Origin of the sequence: Shimia sp., from assembly GCF_039969785.1 — a bacterium.
Classification (GTDB): Bacteria; Pseudomonadota; Alphaproteobacteria; order Rhodobacterales; family Rhodobacteraceae; genus Shimia.
This window is the reverse complement of the sequence record NZ_JBDVNC010000017.1, coordinates 64,168-80,051: the sequence shown is the minus strand read 5'-3', so window position 1 is coordinate 80,051 and position 15,884 is coordinate 64,168. Positions and strand designations below refer to the sequence as shown.

Annotated in this window: 16 protein-coding genes; 8 read left to right on the top strand and 8 right to left on the bottom strand. The window is 54.8% G+C overall.

Annotation, left to right across the window (positions count from 1 at the left end; genetic code table 11):
- Nucleotides 1-13 precede the first annotated feature (13 nt).
- The 5 genes from galE (at nt 14) to ABJI08_RS08525 (ending at nt 6,419) form a co-directional block, all read left to right on the top strand.
- Nucleotides 14-997: a UDP-glucose 4-epimerase GalE gene (gene galE, locus ABJI08_RS08545; protein ID WP_348401404.1), complete on the top strand. Its 984-nt coding sequence runs from the start codon at nt 14-16 to the stop codon at nt 995-997.
- Complete coding sequence (locus tag ABJI08_RS08540) at nt 957-2,228, top strand: glycosyltransferase family 1 protein (protein ID WP_348401403.1); 1,272 nt, start codon at nt 957-959, stop codon at nt 2,226-2,228. Before galE ends, ABJI08_RS08540 begins: the two co-directional genes overlap by 41 nt.
- Nucleotides 2,229-2,322: 94 nt before the next feature.
- Nucleotides 2,323-3,291: a glycosyltransferase family 2 protein gene (locus ABJI08_RS08535; RefSeq protein WP_348401402.1), complete on the top strand. Its 969-nt coding sequence runs from the start codon at nt 2,323-2,325 to the stop codon at nt 3,289-3,291.
- A complete protein-coding gene (locus ABJI08_RS08530; protein WP_348401401.1) occupies nt 3,288-4,985 on the top strand; it encodes a beta-1,6-N-acetylglucosaminyltransferase in 1,698 nt (565 codons plus the stop codon). The genes ABJI08_RS08535 and ABJI08_RS08530 overlap by 4 nt, the downstream gene beginning before the upstream one ends.
- 6 nt (nt 4,986-4,991) lie before the next feature.
- Entirely contained in the window at nt 4,992-6,419 is a 1,428-nt protein-coding gene (locus tag ABJI08_RS08525; RefSeq protein ID WP_348401400.1) for a nodulation protein NodH, read from the top strand.
- A gap of 18 nt (nt 6,420-6,437) precedes the next feature.
- On the opposite strand, the gene ABJI08_RS08520 is transcribed toward ABJI08_RS08525, so the two are convergent.
- From ABJI08_RS08520 to ABJI08_RS08490, 7 genes are all read right to left on the bottom strand, one after another.
- On the bottom strand, nt 6,438-6,902 hold the full coding sequence (locus ABJI08_RS08520; protein WP_348401399.1) for a PTS sugar transporter subunit IIA: 465 nt from the start codon (nt 6,900-6,902) through the stop codon (nt 6,438-6,440).
- 41 nt (nt 6,903-6,943) lie between these two features.
- The gene (raiA, locus tag ABJI08_RS08515; protein WP_348401398.1) at nt 6,944-7,513 is read right to left on the bottom strand and encodes a ribosome-associated translation inhibitor RaiA; all 570 of its coding nucleotides are present in this window, start codon (nt 7,511-7,513) and stop codon (nt 6,944-6,946) included.
- A gap of 238 nt (nt 7,514-7,751) precedes the next feature.
- Nucleotides 7,752-8,510 (bottom strand): LPS export ABC transporter ATP-binding protein, encoded by a 759-nt coding sequence (gene lptB, locus ABJI08_RS08510; RefSeq protein ID WP_348401397.1) that lies wholly within the window; start codon nt 8,508-8,510, stop codon nt 7,752-7,754.
- A 2-nt stretch (nt 8,511-8,512) separates the two neighbouring features.
- On the bottom strand, nt 8,513-8,995 hold the full coding sequence (lptA, locus tag ABJI08_RS08505; protein ID WP_348401396.1) for a lipopolysaccharide transport periplasmic protein LptA: 483 nt from the start codon (nt 8,993-8,995) through the stop codon (nt 8,513-8,515).
- A gap of 3 nt (nt 8,996-8,998) precedes the next feature.
- On the bottom strand, nt 8,999-9,643 hold the full coding sequence (locus ABJI08_RS08500; protein WP_348401395.1) for a hypothetical protein: 645 nt from the start codon (nt 9,641-9,643) through the stop codon (nt 8,999-9,001).
- Nucleotides 9,615-10,589 (bottom strand): KpsF/GutQ family sugar-phosphate isomerase, encoded by a 975-nt coding sequence (locus tag ABJI08_RS08495; protein WP_348401394.1) that lies wholly within the window; start codon nt 10,587-10,589, stop codon nt 9,615-9,617. Before ABJI08_RS08495 ends, ABJI08_RS08500 begins: the two co-directional genes overlap by 29 nt.
- Nucleotides 10,589-11,200 carry a ribonuclease D gene (locus ABJI08_RS08490; protein WP_348401393.1) on the bottom strand — a complete coding sequence of 204 codons (612 nt, stop codon included), beginning with the start codon at nt 11,198-11,200 and terminating at the stop codon, nt 10,589-10,591. The genes ABJI08_RS08495 and ABJI08_RS08490 overlap by 1 nt, the downstream gene beginning before the upstream one ends.
- 99 nt (nt 11,201-11,299) lie before the next feature.
- Here ABJI08_RS08490 and ABJI08_RS08485 point away from each other — a divergent pair, with 99 nt between their 5' ends.
- Nucleotides 11,300-12,127 (top strand): hypothetical protein, encoded by an 828-nt coding sequence (locus ABJI08_RS08485; protein ID WP_348401392.1) that lies wholly within the window; start codon nt 11,300-11,302, stop codon nt 12,125-12,127.
- 11 nt (nt 12,128-12,138) lie between these two features.
- Here the strand turns inward: ABJI08_RS08485 and ABJI08_RS08480 are convergent, their stop codons facing one another.
- Nucleotides 12,139-12,933 (bottom strand): PaaX family transcriptional regulator C-terminal domain-containing protein, encoded by a 795-nt coding sequence (locus tag ABJI08_RS08480; protein WP_348401391.1) that lies wholly within the window; start codon nt 12,931-12,933, stop codon nt 12,139-12,141.
- 278 nt (nt 12,934-13,211) lie between these two features.
- Between ABJI08_RS08480 and ABJI08_RS08475 the strand changes: the two genes are divergently transcribed.
- Nucleotides 13,212-13,697: a DUF2946 family protein gene (locus tag ABJI08_RS08475; RefSeq protein ID WP_348401390.1), complete on the top strand. Its 486-nt coding sequence runs from the start codon at nt 13,212-13,214 to the stop codon at nt 13,695-13,697.
- Nucleotides 13,694-15,877: a 4Fe-4S binding protein gene (locus ABJI08_RS08470; RefSeq protein WP_348401389.1), complete on the top strand. Its 2,184-nt coding sequence runs from the start codon at nt 13,694-13,696 to the stop codon at nt 15,875-15,877. The genes ABJI08_RS08475 and ABJI08_RS08470 overlap by 4 nt, the downstream gene beginning before the upstream one ends.
- The last annotated feature ends 7 nt before the right edge of the window (nt 15,878-15,884 follow it).

The following is a 15,884-nucleotide window of genomic DNA, read 5'->3' as shown; positions in this document are numbered from 1 at the left end:
GGGATTTCAGAGCATGAAAAATGTGCTTGTAACTGGCGGCGCCGGGTATATCGGGTCGCACGCCTGCAAGGCGTTGCGCGCAGCCGGGTTTACACCTGTCACTTTTGATAACCTGTGCACAGGCTGGAAAGACGCCGTAAAGTTCGGTCCGTTTGAGCAGGGCGATTTGTTGGATCGCGCGCGTCTGGACGAGGTTTTTGCAAAATACGCTCCGGTTGCGGTCATGCATTTCGCGGCGCTGAGCCAGGTCGGCGAAAGCATGAAAGAACCCGGTCTCTACTGGCGGAACAATGTGGGCGGGTCTCTTTGTCTGATCGAGGCCGCCGTCGCAGCAGGGTGCGAAAACTTTGTCTTTTCATCGACGTGTGCCACCTATGGCGAGCACGACAATGTCTTGCTTGATGAAACTGTCGAACAACATCCGATCAACGCATACGGCGCTTCTAAGCGCGCCATCGAAGATATGCTGAAGGATTTTGAAGGCGCAAACGGCCTGCGTCATGTGATCTTTCGCTATTTCAACGTGGCAGGTGGTGATCCTGATGCAGAAGTTGGCGAATTTCACCGACCTGAAACGCATCTGATCCCTTTGATGCTGGACGCGATTGAAGGCAAGCGGGACGCGCTTACCATTTTTGGTACTGATTATGAAACGCCGGACGGTACGTGTATTCGCGACTATGTGCACGTTTGCGATCTGGTCGATGCGCATGTTCTTGGCCTACGCTGGTTGATCGACGGAAAAGACAGCCAGGTGTTTAATCTGGGTACCGGAAGCGGATTTTCGGTGCGCGAGGTGATCCACCATTCGAACACCGTGACCAACCGCGAGGTGCCTTATAATGAAGGCCCGCGGCGTCCGGGTGATTGTACCAAACTGGTTTCCGGCTCGACACGTGCCGAGAAAGAACTAGGTTGGACGCCAACGCGATCGACAATGGAAACCATGATAGCAGATGCATGGAGATGGCACCAAAACGGCCATTACGACAAGTAATCCGCCTGCCCGCCTGCTAGAGCTAACGCGGGTTTTGGGTGTTGCCGGTGCACGTCCGTCCGGAGTGGATCGTGTTTGCTTGGCCTATCTGAAAGCTGTCGTTGAGGCGCCTGAGCCTAGTTTTGGACTTGCCCGCACTCGGTTAGGGTTTGTGCTGATCGATAACGATGGCATGCGGGGCTTGCTGTTGCGGCTAGAGCAGCGAGTTCCGTGGGGTACGCCGGACCTGCTGTCAAAACTGCTCAGAAAATCTAAAGATTTCAGGCAGATCACAGAATCCGATTTGCGACGACTTTCGATTGCTCGTTGCACTCCGGCCCGATTAGGGAGGATGTTGCAACGCAATGTGCCGCCCGGAACAGTATATCTGAACGTCGATCAGGCCAATTTTTCGCAAACGACCCTTGCTGCCATCAAGACAGTGCCGCATGCACAGGTGTCCATTTTTTTGCATGACGCTATTCCGCTGGACTATCCTGAATATCAAACGCCGCAATCAATCGAGCGATTTCGTGGGTATTTGTCCGCAACGCAAATGTATGCGGATATGATCCTGACCAACTCGGATGTGTCAAAGGACGCCATTGAGCGGCATTTAGATCGCACTCGGCGGACACCGTCAATTGAGGTTGCGCATCTGGGAGTAGATACCGATTTTTTCCAATCCGTAAACAATCCAGTGATGCCAAACATACCAGGTCCGTATTTTGTCTGTATCGGTACAATTGAACCGCGCAAAAACCACGTGTTGCTTTTGGATGTTTGGGACCGAATGGCAAAGTCTTTGCCAATGGATGACATGCCCCATCTGGTCATATGTGGGCGAAGAGGCTGGATGGTAGATGACTTGACTGCGCGGTTGGACGCGTCCCCTTTGAAAGGGGCCTTTGTGCACGAGTTCAACGATCTGGACGACGACGCCCTGTTTTCCATGCTGCGCGACGCGGCGGGGCTGGTTTTTCCCAGCCTTGCCGAGGGGTATGGTCTGCCGCCAGCCGAAGCTGCGGCAATGGGTGTTCCTGTGATCTGTAGTGATTTACCAGTTTTGAGGGAAATTCTGTCAGATTATCCCATTTACGCAGGGGTTTCGGACAGTTATTCATGGGAGAAGGCCATAAGGTCTTTGGCAAAGGCACACCGGGCGAATAAGAAACCGGATGGGCAGACCGGAAAGCGATACTCTCCTGCAACGTGGGAGGCGCATTTCAACACGGTCTTAAAGGTGACGTAATATGTTCCTGCTCTGAATTTTGACAGGGCACGGTGAGGGTAAAGGAAACGGATTGGGCGTCTGGCGTTCATATCAGCTGCGATTTGCACGGCGAATGCGATTGGTTCGGGCCATACGCAAACGTCGCGAGCTGCGGAGCATTGCGGACCGTACCGGAAAGATCAAACCCAACGATTTGTTGTTGTTTTCGACGCAACGCAACGAGCAGGTCAGGCTACCATATTTTCTGGAGTATTACCGGAACAAAGGCGTCAATCATTTCCTGTTCGTGGACAATGATAGCAACGACGGATCGCTGGAGTATCTGGCAGAGCAACCTGACGTTTCCGTATGGCACACGCGCCATTCTTATAAGAAATCGAAATATGGTGTGGATTGGCTGAACTGGCTGCAGCTACGCTATGCACACGACCATTGGTGCCTTGTTGTCGATCCGGACGAATTCTTTATATATCCGTTCTGTGACACACGCCCGATTACGGCGCTCACGGATTGGCTTGATGCCAGTTCGATCAAATCGTTCAGCGCTATGTTGCTGGATATGTATCCTCGCGGACCGATCACAGAACAACCCTATCATGCCGGTCAGGACCCGCTTGATATTGCCTGTTGGTTCGATGCCGGCAACTACACGATGACGAAAAACGCGGCTTACGGAAATCTGTGGATACAAGGCGGCCCGCGGTCGCGTGTGTTTTTCCCGGACAACCCGGAGCTGGCACCCGCGCTGAACAAGGTGCCTTTGGTTAAATGGAACCGACGCTATGCCTATGCCAGTTCGACCCACATGCTGTTGCCGCGTGGTTTGAATCAGGTGTTTGACGAATGGGGTGGTGAAAAGGCGTCGGGTCTTTTGTTGCACACCAAGTTTCTGGACACGTTTACGGTCAAAGCGGACGAAGAATTGGAGCGCAAGCAGCACTACGCGGCCAGCGTTGAATATCTGGCTTATGCGCAACGGCTGCGCGACAACCCGGAACTGTGGTGCAAGTGGTCTGAAAAATACATCAACTGGCGCCAGCTTGAGATTCTGGGGCTTATGTCCAAAGGAAACTGGGCATGAGCGTTGGCATCCTCATGCTGGTCCACTCGGCCTTTGATCGCGCGGAACAGGTGGCGCGGCATTGGACCAAATACGGCTGTCCTGTTGTGATCCATGTGGATGCCACCGTGAAACCACGCGCATTCAAAAAGTTTTCCAAGGCACTGGCTGATGAGCCGGATATCCGGTTTTGCAAGCGGCATCGTTGTGAATGGGGGGCCTGGGGCCTTGTGGCGGCATCGCAATCCGCTGCGGAACTGATGCTGACCGAGTTTCCGAAGGTGCGGCATGTGTATTTGTCATCCGGGTCATGCCTGCCGCTGCGCCCGGTTCAAGAGTTGAAAGATTATCTAAAGGCACGGCCACGTACCGACTTCATCGAAAGCGCGACCACGGCGGATGTGCCGTGGACCGTCGGTGGTTTGGACAATGAACGGTTTACGCTGCATTTTCCGTTTTCGTGGCGCAAGCAGCGGTATCTGTTCGACAGATGGGTCGATATTCAGCGATTGTTGCGCATCAAGCGTAAGATCCCGCACGGGATTGTGCCGCATATGGGGTCGCAGTGGTGGTGTCTGACCCGGCAAACACTGTCGGCAATTTTGCAAGACCCCGAGCGTGAGACGTTTGACAAGTATTTCAAACGCGTCTGGATCCCGGATGAGAGCTATTTTCAGACTCTGTCGCGGCTGTATTCCACCAACTTCGAAAGCCGGTCTTTGACGCTATCCAAGTTTGATTTCCAGGGCAAACCGCACATCTTTTATGACGATCACCTACAATTGCTCAGACGGTCGGATTGTTTTGTGGCGCGCAAGATCTGGCCTCAGGCGAACCGGGTGTATGACGGGTTTCTGCGTGACCCAGAAGGCGCCATTAAAATGAGCGAACCTAACCCGGCCAAGATTGACCGGATTTTTGCCAAAGCCGTCGAGCGTCGCACCAAGGGTCGTACGGGTTTGTATATGCAGAGCCGTTTTCCCAATGACGGGTGGGAAAATGGTATGACTTTCGGTCGGTATTCGGTGTTTCACGGGTTCTCCGAATTGTTCGAAGACTTTGAAACATGGTTGTCCAAGACCACGGGAGCGCAGGTGCATGGGCATTTGTTCGCGCCGGAACGGGCCGAGTTTTCGGGCGGGCAGAAAGTGATAAATGGCGCCTTGGGGGATTCCCCGAAAGGGCGCGACTATAATTCGATCGCCTTTCTGACCAGCCTGATCTGGAACACGCGTGGCGAACGGCAGTGTTTTCAGGTCGGACCAAGGGACGAAGGCGCGCCGGTGTGGTTTATCGCCAAAGACCCAAATGCTCAGGTGTCGATGATCAGCGGCGCGTGGGCGTTGCCGTTGTTTAAGTCCAACAGAAATTTTGCAGACATTCGCAAAGAAGCAGCGCGTTTGCAAAAGCTGGAGAATGATCAGCTTTGGGCACTGCGGTCGCCCTATGCAAAGGCGCGGGTTCGCATCTGGACGATGGCGGAGTTTATCGAGGCGCCTATGGAGCCTTTGCAGGCCATTATCGATGAGATTGGCACAGGCAGCCAACGTCGGCTTGCCGAGGCACCCCATATGACAGATCTGACCGGGTTTGGGCAGTTTCTGCAAAATCTCAAAAATCAGGGGATGCATCCTTATCTAATGGGTGATTTTCCGGTGGACTCGCCTGAAAACGAACAGAAAAAACCACCGCGCAAACCCTATTTGGTGCAGTAATAACCCATGTCCCGTAAATTTGATTATTTTGTTGTGTTTGCAGAAATGCGCACCGGTTCTAACTTTTTGGAAACGAACATCAACGCGTTTTCGGGCTTAAGTTGCCATGGTGAAGCGTTCAATCCGCATTTTATCGGCTACCCAAACAAAGATGACATACTGGGCGTCACGCTGGATCAGCGCACTGCTGACCCGACCCAATTGTTGACGGCGATCAAGTCTCAGACGGATACGCTGGCCGGGTTTCGGTTTTTTCACGATCATGATCCGCGCGTGCTGGATGATGTTTTGAATGACCCGCGCTGCGCCAAGATTGTGCTGACGCGCAATCCATTGGACAGCTATGTTTCGTGGAAAATTGCGCAGGCGACAGGGCAATGGAAACTGACCGATGTGCGCCGCCGCAAAGATAGCAAAGTGCGTTTTGATGGGGTGGAATTCAAACGTCACGTTGAAGACTTGCAGGATTTTCAGGTTTCGCTGATGAAATCGCTGCAGCTTAGCGGCCAGACTGCGTTTTATGTCGCCTACGAAGACTTGCAGGACGTGCAGGTCATGAATGGGCTGGCCTCCTATTTGGGTGTCGACGAACGTCTAGACGCGCTGGACCGGTCCTTGAAGCGTCAGAACCCCAGCCCGCTTTCGGAAAAAGTGTCGAACTTTGGAGAGATTTCGACTGCATTGGGCGAGTTGGACCGGTTTAATCTGAGCCGTACGCCAAATTTTGAACCGAGGCGCGGACCGGTTGTCCCGACATACATTGCTGCGGCTGTGGCTCCTCTAATGTTTCTGCCACTACGATCCGGGCCTGAAGCCGAAGTTATGCGTTGGTTGGCAGGGTTGGATGGCGTGCCCGTTGACGGGTTGCTGACCAACTTCAATCAAAAGGCGCTGCGACAGTGGAAACGTGGCAATTTGGGTCATAGAACGTTCAGCGTTGTTCGCCATCCTGCGCTGCGGGCACATCACGCGTTTTGCGAACGAATTCTGGCATCAGGAGAAGGCAGTTTCCGCAAAATCCAGAATACCCTGCGGCAGGTTTTCAAAGTTCCGTTACCTCGGGATGCGACAAGCGATGAATATGACGTTGCGGCACATAAGGCCGCTTTTCTGGGATATCTGAGGTTTGTGAAGGCGAATCTGGCCGGACAGACCAGCCTTAGGCAAGACGCACACTGGGCGACCCAGTCTGGCGCACTGAGAGGGTTCGGAGAATTGGCCTTGCCCGACATGATTATTCGAGAAGCGGACATGCAGACGCAATTGCCAGCGCTGGCCAAGCAAGTTGGTCGCGCAGACGCACCAGAACCAGAGTTAGGTGGATTGGGTCAGCCCTATTCGCTGGACGAAATTTATGACGACGAAATCGAAGCGTTGGTCAGCGATATCTACCAGCGCGACTACTGGATTTTTGGATTTGATCGGTGGAAATGAAGGCGTCAGGCCACCTGATCAGGCGGCCTGAACCTTGTCTGTTTCCGTTAGGATGGTGAACAACGTTCCCGCATCCTGATTGGCACGCAGCTTGGCGCAAATCGCGCTTTCCCGCAGCCGACGAGACACTTGTGCCAATGCCTTAAGATGATCTACACCTGCTTCTTCGGGCGCGAACAAGGCAAAGGCGATGTCAACCGGCTGTCGGTCTACCGCGTTGAAATCAACAGGCTTTTCCAAAAGAATAAAGGCGCCAACGACACTTTCGATCGACTCCAGTCGGGCATGTGGCAAAGCTACGCCATGTCCCACACCCGTTGGTCCCAGGTTCTCACGTTCTTGCAGGGCTTCGACGACATATGACGCTTTGAGCGCATAAGCTGACGCAGCGAGGTCGCCGAATTCCTGCAGCAACCGCTTCTTACTGGAAGCGGAAGTAACAACTTTAACCGCCTCTGGTTTGAGGATCGATGAAAGGTCCATTATGCCTGTATCTCCGGATGGGGTGTCAGACACCCCACCTTTTAATTTTGCGGATCAATCCACCCGATATTACCGTCGTCACGACGATATACCACGTTCAACCCGTCTTTCCCCTCGTTCTTGAAAACCAGGACCGGTGCCCCTGCAAGCTCCATTTGCATGACCGCTTCGCCGACGCTCAGAGATTGAATTTTTGATTCCATCTCAGCGACGATTACGGGCTGGAGCGTTTCAGGCTCGGATTCCTCGGCTTCCACTTCTGGCGCGAGGATATACGAGGACGCGCCGAAAAGTTCAACCGGTTCTGAACGATCCCGGTGATGGTCTTTTAATCGACGTTTGTAACGACGTAATTGTTTTTCCATTTTATCGCGGCAATCGTCAAATGCGGCGTAGATTTCTGTGGCGTGAGCCTTGGCCTGTGCGGTCAACCCGGTCGACAGGTGGACCGTGGCTTCGCAGACATATTCATGTGCGCTTTTTGAGAAAATTATATTCGCATCGGTCGGCCGTTCTGCATATTTGTTCACCACTGAGCCAAGCTCGTCTTTGACGTGGGTCTGTAGGGCATCGCCGATGTCGATGTGTTTTCCGGTGATTTGGTAGCGCATCCTGTCTCCTTTTCGATGACATGTCGGACCAAGGGCGTGCGAAAGCCCAGGTTATTATTAGGTCCGAATGCTGGTAATCGACATTCTCCAGCCTTGCGTTTGACCGGGCCTTTTCTGAAAGACCGCGAGACTCGGCGCATTGATTGGCAGAAATGTCATACTGTATATTTGAGGATCACAGGGCCTGAGTGTCAATGATATGAATCCATTTTTCGGCGGAAATTCACCGTTTTCGGATTCAGGAAATCCTGAAATTGTCCCCAAGATAGACGCGGCGGACGTTTTCGTTTTGCACAACGTCGTCCGGTGTTCCCGACATCAAAACTTTGCCGTCGTGCAGAATATAGGCCCTGTCCACGATCTCTAACGTCTCGCGCACATTGTGATCTGTGATCAACACGCCGATGCCGCGTTTCTTTAGATCTGCGACCAGATGGCGAATGTCGCCAACAGAGATTGGGTCGACGCCCGCAAAGGGTTCGTCAAGCAACAGATACTTTGGGTTAGCGGCGAGACACCGGGCGATTTCAACTCGGCGACGCTCCCCGCCTGACAGCGCCAGCGCAGGGGCGCGGCGCAAGTGTTCGATAGAGAATTCTGATAACAGCTCTTCCAGCCGCTCACGGCGCTTGTGGCGGTCTTTCAGTGTGATGTCGAGAATGGCGGTAATGTTGTCCTCGACAGAAAGGCCGCGAAAGATCGACATCTCCTGAGGAAGATAACCTATCCCCAGCTTGGCGCGTCGGTACATCGGCAATGTCGTGGCGTCGCGCCCGTCAATGCTGACATGACCGCCTTCGGGGAATACCAGCCCGGCAATTGCATAGAACGCCGTGGTCTTGCCGGCGCCGTTTGGTCCCAAAAGTGCAACAACTTCGCCACGGTTCAACTCCATGGAAAAGTCGCGGATGACAACGCGTTTGCGATAGGCTTTGCGCAGATTATCAACCCGCAATCCGGATTGTCCCTCAGTGACAGCAAGTTTCGGTTTGGCCATAGTTATTCGGTCCTGAGCACAGTTTTAACCCGGCCGTGCATTTCTGCAGTATTGTCCTGAAGGTTAATTGTCATTTCGTCTGCTGTCACAGTGTTCGCGCCCTGCACAACGGTGACGTTACCCGTCATAACGACGGTGCCGGTTTCGATGCTGTAATCCGCCTTGTCAGCCTCGGCGACATCTTCGCCCTGAACCAACAATACGTCACCGTTTGCAACCAGTCGCGCGATGCCCTGAGCATCTTCGCGATAGTGAACATTTACTTTGTCAGCGGACATGCGCATTTCGCCCTGCGCGATGTGGACATTGCCGTTGAACACGGCGCTGCCATCGTTTTGGTTAACGGACAAGCTGTCTGCCGTCACCTCGACTGGGACATTTGAGTCTTGCTCCATTTCCCCAAATGCAACTTTGAGGCCTTGAGCAGTTAGTATGGCCGGGAACGTGGCCAGAGTAATAATCAGCAGCGAGCGCAGCAGGAGCACGTGTCACCTCGTAGTGTGTTTAGGTGTGTATACCAGTTTCACACCTTTTGTGAAAAACAAATAGATATCATCTGAGTTGTCAGCAGGGCGCAGGGCCATCCGGCCTGCGGTCAGTGTGCCCATTGGGCCCTCGACCAGAACATCGGCGCCGCTTTCTGCCCGAATTTCGGCAAGGCTGAAGATCATCATCTCGGTATTTATCGCGTAATCCGAAGAGGTTGTCAGAACGACGTCGCCTTCAAGAACCACTTCCTGAAACTCTCCATCAGCAACGCCTTGGTTGGCGATGGCCGTGTATACCTTGTCGTCCAGTGTTTTGATGCGGGCAGTCACATTTACGGCAATTGTACTTTTCGGCGCTTCCGGGTCGGGATGCGCGGTTTCCGCCGTCAGGGCGACTTCATGTCCCTGACTGGTCTGACCGGCGAAATAGGGCGCTGTCACCTGTTGCGTACGCAACCTTTTTTCCAGCTCGATTTTGGCAAATGGTAAGGAGCCATCAAGGTCGATATTGCGGGGCACCAGAAACAATGTGCTTAGCAAACCCAGTGCCGCAAGTGGAAGTATCACCTTGAGCCAAGTGACAAGTTGGGAATATGTGAACGGCACCTGCACCGGATCAGCCCAGCCCCGCGCGCAGACAATCATGGATATGCAAGAGACCTATGGCGTTGCCGGGACCATCCGGGTCGACGACAAACAGGCAAGTGATCTTGCGCTTGTTCATAATGGCCACGGCCTCTTCGGCAAGCGCGCCGGGGGCGATGGTCTGTGGTGCGCTGGTCATGACATGCGCAGCCGTATGGTCAAGCAGCCCGTCCATATGACGCCGCAAGTCACCGTCGGTGATGATGCCAATCAAGGCGCCTGTATCATTTGTGACACCGGAAACGCCAAAACCCTTTTGGCTGATTTCAATAAGCACATCTGCCATCGGCGCGTTGGCTGAATTCTGAGGAAGCCTATCTCCGTCATGCATCAGGTCACGCACGCGGGCCAGCCGTGCCCCCAGCTTGCCGCCCGGATGGAATTCGCGAAAATGTTCTGGTGTAAATTGGCGGTGCTCCATGATGGCAACGGCCAAAGCATCCCCCAGTGCCAGCGTCATTGTGGTCGAGCTGGTGGGCACGATGCCCGTGCCACATGCCTCATCGGCTTGCGGCAGGATCAGGCCGATATCACATTGACGGATCATGGTGGACTCTGCGCGGCTGGCGACGCCAATCAGCGGGATGTCGAACCGACGCGTATAGGCCACCAGATCGGCCAGTTCCGGTGTTTCTCCCGAGTTGGACAGAACCAGCACAACGTCGCCCTGGGTCATCATGCCCAGATCGCCGTGGCTGGCTTCGGCGGGGTGTACAAAATGGGCTGGCGTTCCGGTTGACGCAAAAGTCGCGGCAATCTTTCGAGCGATGTGGCCCGATTTCCCCATGCCCGAAACAATCACCCGGCCCCTGACGGACATCAACAGTTCGACGGCGTCTGCGAACTCCTGCCCGAGCCCGGCTTCAAGCCGGGTCAGCGCCGTTGCTTCGGTGGCGATCACACGGCGGGCTGTGTCCAGAAATATCTGTTTGTCAGCGTCGGTCATCAGTGTGCAAAAATGTCTTGTTCAGGCCACCCGGCCAAATCCAGGCGGGCGCGTGTTGGAAGAAACTCGAAACAGGCCTGCGCCAGATCGGTGCGCCCTTCGCGGTCCAGTCGTTTGTTCAGCTCGTCCCGGAGTTGGTGCAGATACAGTACATCCGACGCCGCGTAGTCGAGCTGTGCAGTGGTCAATGTCTCGGAACCCCAGTCGCTCATTTGCTGGTGCTTGGAAATGTCGACGTTCAACAATTCCTGCAGCAGATTTTTGAGCCCGTGCCGGTCGGTATAAGTGCGGATCAGTTTGGACGCGATTTTGGTGCAATAAACGGGCGCCGTCAGTGCGCCAAAGGCATTGTACATGGCGGCAATGTCAAAGCGTCCGAAATGGAACAGCTTGAGCACGTCAGGATTTTCGAGCATGCGGCACAGATTGGGCGCGCTGGTCTGGCCTTTGGCCACCTGCACAAGATGGGCATTGCCGTCACCGCCGGACATCTGGATGACGCACAGCCGGTCACGATGCGGGTTAAGCCCCATCGTTTCGCAATCGATGGCCACAACAGGGCCAAGGTCCAGCCCGTCGGGCAGATCGTTTTGGTACAGGAAATTCGCCATAGAAACCTCGAAGCATCAGTTGCCTAGCACTTACGGGTTCTGACGCGCCGTTTCAATGTTTGTCGGCAAGAGGTTAAGATTGCAGGATTGTCCGGAGGGTTGGAAAAACGATGCGCCCGGACTGGTGGGTATCGGCTTTACGATGGTCAGCGTGATACCTACAAACGCGATATGAATGACACGATTTCCCAGTCCGTAGAAAACGAACTGCAGCAGCTGGCTACAGCCCATGCCGCCGGGACTGCGCCGCGCATTGAGCGGGTAGAAGTTGGGGAGCATGTGTATTGGATCAAAAGGCCGGAAAGGCTGAACTGGCGTTTCAGGATACAAAAGGGCGATCCGCGCGCCGCTTTTGAGCGAGAGCGTTTGGCCTTTCATGAGATGAACGCAGCCCATGCGCCCGTGCCCGTTTTGTGCGTCGAAGGTGATGATTATCTGGTTCTGCCTGACAGCGGAATGGACTTGCGAACATTGCTGCAATTCGAAAGTTCGGCGACTGTCCGTCGGGATGTGTTGTTAAAGGCGGGGCGTGCGTTGGGACAGTTTCATAGCCTTGGCTTTAGCCATGGCCGCCCCAGCCCCAAGGACATGTGCCTGTCCGGCGATGAAATCCTGTTATTGGACTTCGAACGCTACAAGCGTGCCAATAACACTCCCAAGGGGCACGCGCGCGACCTTGTGGTGTTTGCCTTTAACGTCACGGCGCATTCTCCGATCATGTATGACGACATGCCCGACGTGTTGGATGTATATCGGCAAGAAGCACCGGACGGGACATGGGAGTTGGCACAAGTGTGGTGCCGGCGTGTGCGTTGGGCCGAAGGGCTGACCAAACCTGCCCAATGGCGCAAAGGCAACCGAGGGCGCGAATTCAAAGCAATTCCACGACTTTTTGATCTGTTTTTGGGCGAAAAAGCCTCGCGCTAATACTCTTTGGTTTAAGTCGCGCCTGCGTCAAAGGTATTGAGTGCATCAATTTGGGGTCGCTCATATCGATCCAGCGCAAGCATAACCTGTCGGCGGGCCTGTGCGCCGGGCCAGTTTGGGGGCAACAGCAAGTCCGCCAGAATATTTTGCCGCAGGATCAACCGTCGCCAATGATGCAGGATTACAAGCCGCATTGCGGTTCTGTCTGTAAGCGTTGGCGGCATCGGCGCCTTCAACGCTGCCTTGACCGCTTTCTCAAGGGCGGCATATTCCTGTTGCAGAGCATAAGGCGCGACGCTGTCGATGATCCAGTCGGGGGTGTTTTGAGGTGAGAAATCTAAGGTCAGACAATCTCTGGGAAACTGCGCAGGACCGGTGACAATGGCCACGCGGGCAGACAGGGCGACGCCTTCTTCTGGCAGGCAGTCTGCAAATTCTGCCGCGGGCATCTGTGGCGGCGCCATGAGCATCGTCATGGGAACGCCTTTGTGTTGGTCCTTGCTGTAAATCTGGTCACGTACAGATTCGGACATTAGCCGACCCTGATCAGACAGGTAATAGTTTGACGTGCGCCCATCCCGTTGCGCTCTGATCCAGCCATCGCGTTTGAGGCGGTGCAGGGCGACTCGTAGGGCCTGATTATTGATACCCAGTTTTCCGACCAACACGTTCAGAGTTCGACTAGGAATAAAATCATCCGGGTTCTGGCATAGGTCGCCCAGAATCGTAACAACCACTGACCAAACGCGGATTGGACCGCAGTTTGCGATTTTATAGATGTCTGGTTTCAACTCAGTATCCGGCATGGCGGAACAGTAGACGGCGCAGGTTGGGGGCTCAAGAGTTGTGGTTGCGCAATGGCTTTAACAGCAGTGAATACGGGCCCAACTTTATGCTGTTTGATGACGTCGAACACATTCAAAAAACAAGATAAAACCAATGTCGGCAGCGCGTCGGTATGCCATCGGTATTCTGTCGGTTTTAAAAGTGATTACAGATTCAGCAATTGAATTGACCAACGTCAAGTCATCAGGGCTCGGGCGATTCTAGACAGGGCTTCAACCTGAAAAGGAAGAGGTCCAAAATGCGTGCCAATGCGGCCCATGACACAAGGTCCGCCCGGCGTGGTTTCGCCGGATGGCATGCTGTGTCTGTGGCGTTGGCGACACTGGCCTTGTTGATGCAGTTGGTTGTGCCGTCTTTGGTACAGGCAGCCGTTGCCAACGGGGCAAGCTGGATCGAGATTTGTTCCGAGGCGGGTGCGGTGTGGATTGAGGTGGCCGAAGAGGACACCCCGGACGCATCGGGCGATACGCCAAAGCATAGCGAATGCCGCGACTGTTCCCTCTGTGCAGTTGCGTCATATGCGGCCGATCCGTCGGTCGCAAAAGAGTCCGGCCCTGCGCCCGCATATTGCGTCCATGTTGTGGGTGCAGGTCGCCGGATATTCCTAAACAGACAGTATGAACGCCCGTTAACCCGGGGCCCGCCGATCGTGGCCCCAGATAACGTGGACCGCGCGCAGTCCGCATTTCCAGCGCCCATTTTCCAAAGAGGAGGTGCGCTGTGAAAGCCAAGCGCGCAATTTTTTCCTGGCTTAGTGCCGTTGTCCTGATTCTGAGCGCTATTGTGGCCGCAGAGGCCCGCGCGGACAGCCTGGCCAGTTTTCTGCCTGACATTACACCCCAAGAGCTGGTCCCCGGCGCGGATGCATTTGGCCCCGTGCGCGAGGACGTCAAAGTTGCGCCTGTTCTGAAGGATGGCGAGACGATTGCCTGGGCTTTTCTGACTTCGGATTTTGTGGGAACAACCGGCTATTCCGGCAAACCCATCCATGTGGTTGCGGCGATTGACGCCGACGCGGTGTTGACCGGGGTAAAGTTGGTCAAACACAGCGAACCAATTGTTCTGATCGGCATTCCCAATTCCAAAATGGTCGCGTTGACCGAGAGCTATGCCGGGCTGGACCTGAAAGTTGAAGCCGCGACAGGTGGCGAGGGGCACGATCTGGACATCATTTCCGGTGCAACAGTCACTATTATGGTGATTGATGATAGCCTTGTGCGTGGCGGTATCAAAGTGTCGCGCGCGCTGGGGCTTGGTGGATTGTCACCGGTACAGGTTGGCCCCAAGCGAGAGTTGGACCTGAGCAAAGATACTGTCGCGGACTGGGAAACGCTTGCGGGTGACGGGTCGGTACGGCGCATGACGCTGGATGTGGGGCAGGTCAATGATGCCTTTGCAGAAACCGGCGACGCGCGCGCGATTGCGCGGCCTGAAGCAGGCGATCCGGGTGACACGTTTATCGACATGCATATGGCGCTGGTCAGCGTGCCCAGCATTGGGCGCAGCCTTTTGGGTGACGCGGAATACGAAAACCTGACCGAGTGGCTGGAAGAGGGCGAACAAGCTATTCTGGTGCTGGGGCGCGGGGCGTACAGTTTTAAGGGTTCGGGATATGTGCGGGGCGGCATCTTTGACCGTATCCAGCTTATTCAGGGCGATAATTCGGTCCGTTTCTTTGACAAACAACAGCACCGTCTGGGTGAGGTTGCCGCCGAAGGTGCGCCATCGTTTACCGAGCTGGACCTGTTCAAAATTCCGGCCAATAGCGAATTTGATCCGGCAGAGCCGTTTCGGTTGCAGTTGTTGGTTCAACGGTCTGTTGGCGCGCTGGATCGCGTGTTTCTGACATGGGACCTTGGCTACAAGCTGCCGGAAACCTATCTGTTGCCCGCTCAGGCGCCAAGCGTGGTCGAAGATGCGACCGCCGAAGCCGCAGCCAAGTCGGCCTTGTGGAAACGCATCTGGAACGACAAGACGTTCGAGATTGGTGTGCTGGGTGTCATGCTGTTGGTGCTGACCGGTGTGTTCTTCTTTCAGTTTCAGGCAACCGCAAATGCGCGCGTGTTTTACTGGTTCCGCATTGGATATCTGAGCGTCACGCTGGTGTTTCTGGGGTGGTACGCGAATGCGCAGCTGAGTGTTGTAAACCTGATGGCGTTGGCAGGCAGCCTGCGCGGTGGGTTTAGCTGGGATGCGTTCCTGATGGATCCGCTGGTGTTCATCCAGTGGTTTGCCGTGGCCGCCAGCCTGTTGTTCTGGGGGCGTGGTGCCTACTGCGGATGGTTGTGCCCGTTTGGCGCGCTTCAAGAGCTGCTGAACAAGGCTGCGCGGGCGTTGAAAGTGCCACAATGGACGCTGCCATGGGGATTGCACGAACGTCTGTGGCCGCTGAAATACATGATTTTCCTCGGGCTGTTCGGGCTGAGCATGGTGTCGATCCCGCTGGCTGAACAATATGCCGAAGTCGAGCCGTTTAAGACGGCGATCATTCTGAAATTCGTGCGCGACTGGCCGTTTGTGGTGTTCGCCGTGATCCTGTTGCTGGCAGGTCTGTTCATCGAACGGTTCTATTGCCGCTACCTGTGCCCGCTTGGCGGCGCGCTGGCGATCCCGGCCCGTATCCGCATGTTTGACTGGCTGCGCCGGTACAAAGAATGCGGCAGCCCGTGCCAGACCTGTGCCAATGAATGTCCGGTTCAGGCGATCCACCCAACGGGTGAGATCAATCCTAACGAATGTGTCGACTGTCTGCACTGTCAGGTGCTGTACCAGTCGGATGCGAAATGTCCGGTTGTCATCCGCCAGTTGAAGCGGCGGGAGAAAACCGGGTCGGCGGAGATCAAGATTCCGACCAAGGCTCCGCCAGCCAATCACCCTAATGCAAAAACGACGATAACTTCTTGAAGGAGGG

Bases quoted from the DNA above. Each gene is read 5' to 3' on its own strand.
- galE (WP_348401404.1), top strand. From the start codon at position 14: ATGAAAAATGTGCTTGTAACTGGCGGCGCCGGGTATATCGGGTCGCAC.
- ABJI08_RS08540 (WP_348401403.1), top strand. From the start codon at position 957: ATGCATGGAGATGGCACCAAAACGGCCATTACGACAAGTAATCCGCCT.
- ABJI08_RS08535 (WP_348401402.1), top strand. From the start codon at position 2,323: ATGCGATTGGTTCGGGCCATACGCAAACGTCGCGAGCTGCGGAGCATT.
- ABJI08_RS08530 (WP_348401401.1), top strand. From the start codon at position 3,288: ATGAGCGTTGGCATCCTCATGCTGGTCCACTCGGCCTTTGATCGCGCG.
- ABJI08_RS08525 (WP_348401400.1), top strand. From the start codon at position 4,992: ATGTCCCGTAAATTTGATTATTTTGTTGTGTTTGCAGAAATGCGCACC.
- ABJI08_RS08520 (WP_348401399.1), bottom strand. From the start codon at position 6,902: ATGGACCTTTCATCGATCCTCAAACCAGAGGCGGTTAAAGTTGTTACT.
- raiA (WP_348401398.1), bottom strand. From the start codon at position 7,513: ATGCGCTACCAAATCACCGGAAAACACATCGACATCGGCGATGCCCTA.
- lptB (WP_348401397.1), bottom strand. From the start codon at position 8,510: ATGGCCAAACCGAAACTTGCTGTCACTGAGGGACAATCCGGATTGCGG.
- ABJI08_RS08500 (WP_348401395.1), bottom strand. From the start codon at position 9,643: ATGATTGTCTGCGCGCGGGGCTGGGCTGATCCGGTGCAGGTGCCGTTC.
- ABJI08_RS08495 (WP_348401394.1), bottom strand. From the start codon at position 10,589: ATGACCGACGCTGACAAACAGATATTTCTGGACACAGCCCGCCGTGTG.
- ABJI08_RS08490 (WP_348401393.1), bottom strand. From the start codon at position 11,200: ATGGCGAATTTCCTGTACCAAAACGATCTGCCCGACGGGCTGGACCTT.
- ABJI08_RS08480 (WP_348401391.1), bottom strand. From the start codon at position 12,933: ATGCCGGATACTGAGTTGAAACCAGACATCTATAAAATCGCAAACTGC.
- ABJI08_RS08475 (WP_348401390.1), top strand. From the start codon at position 13,212: ATGCGTGCCAATGCGGCCCATGACACAAGGTCCGCCCGGCGTGGTTTC.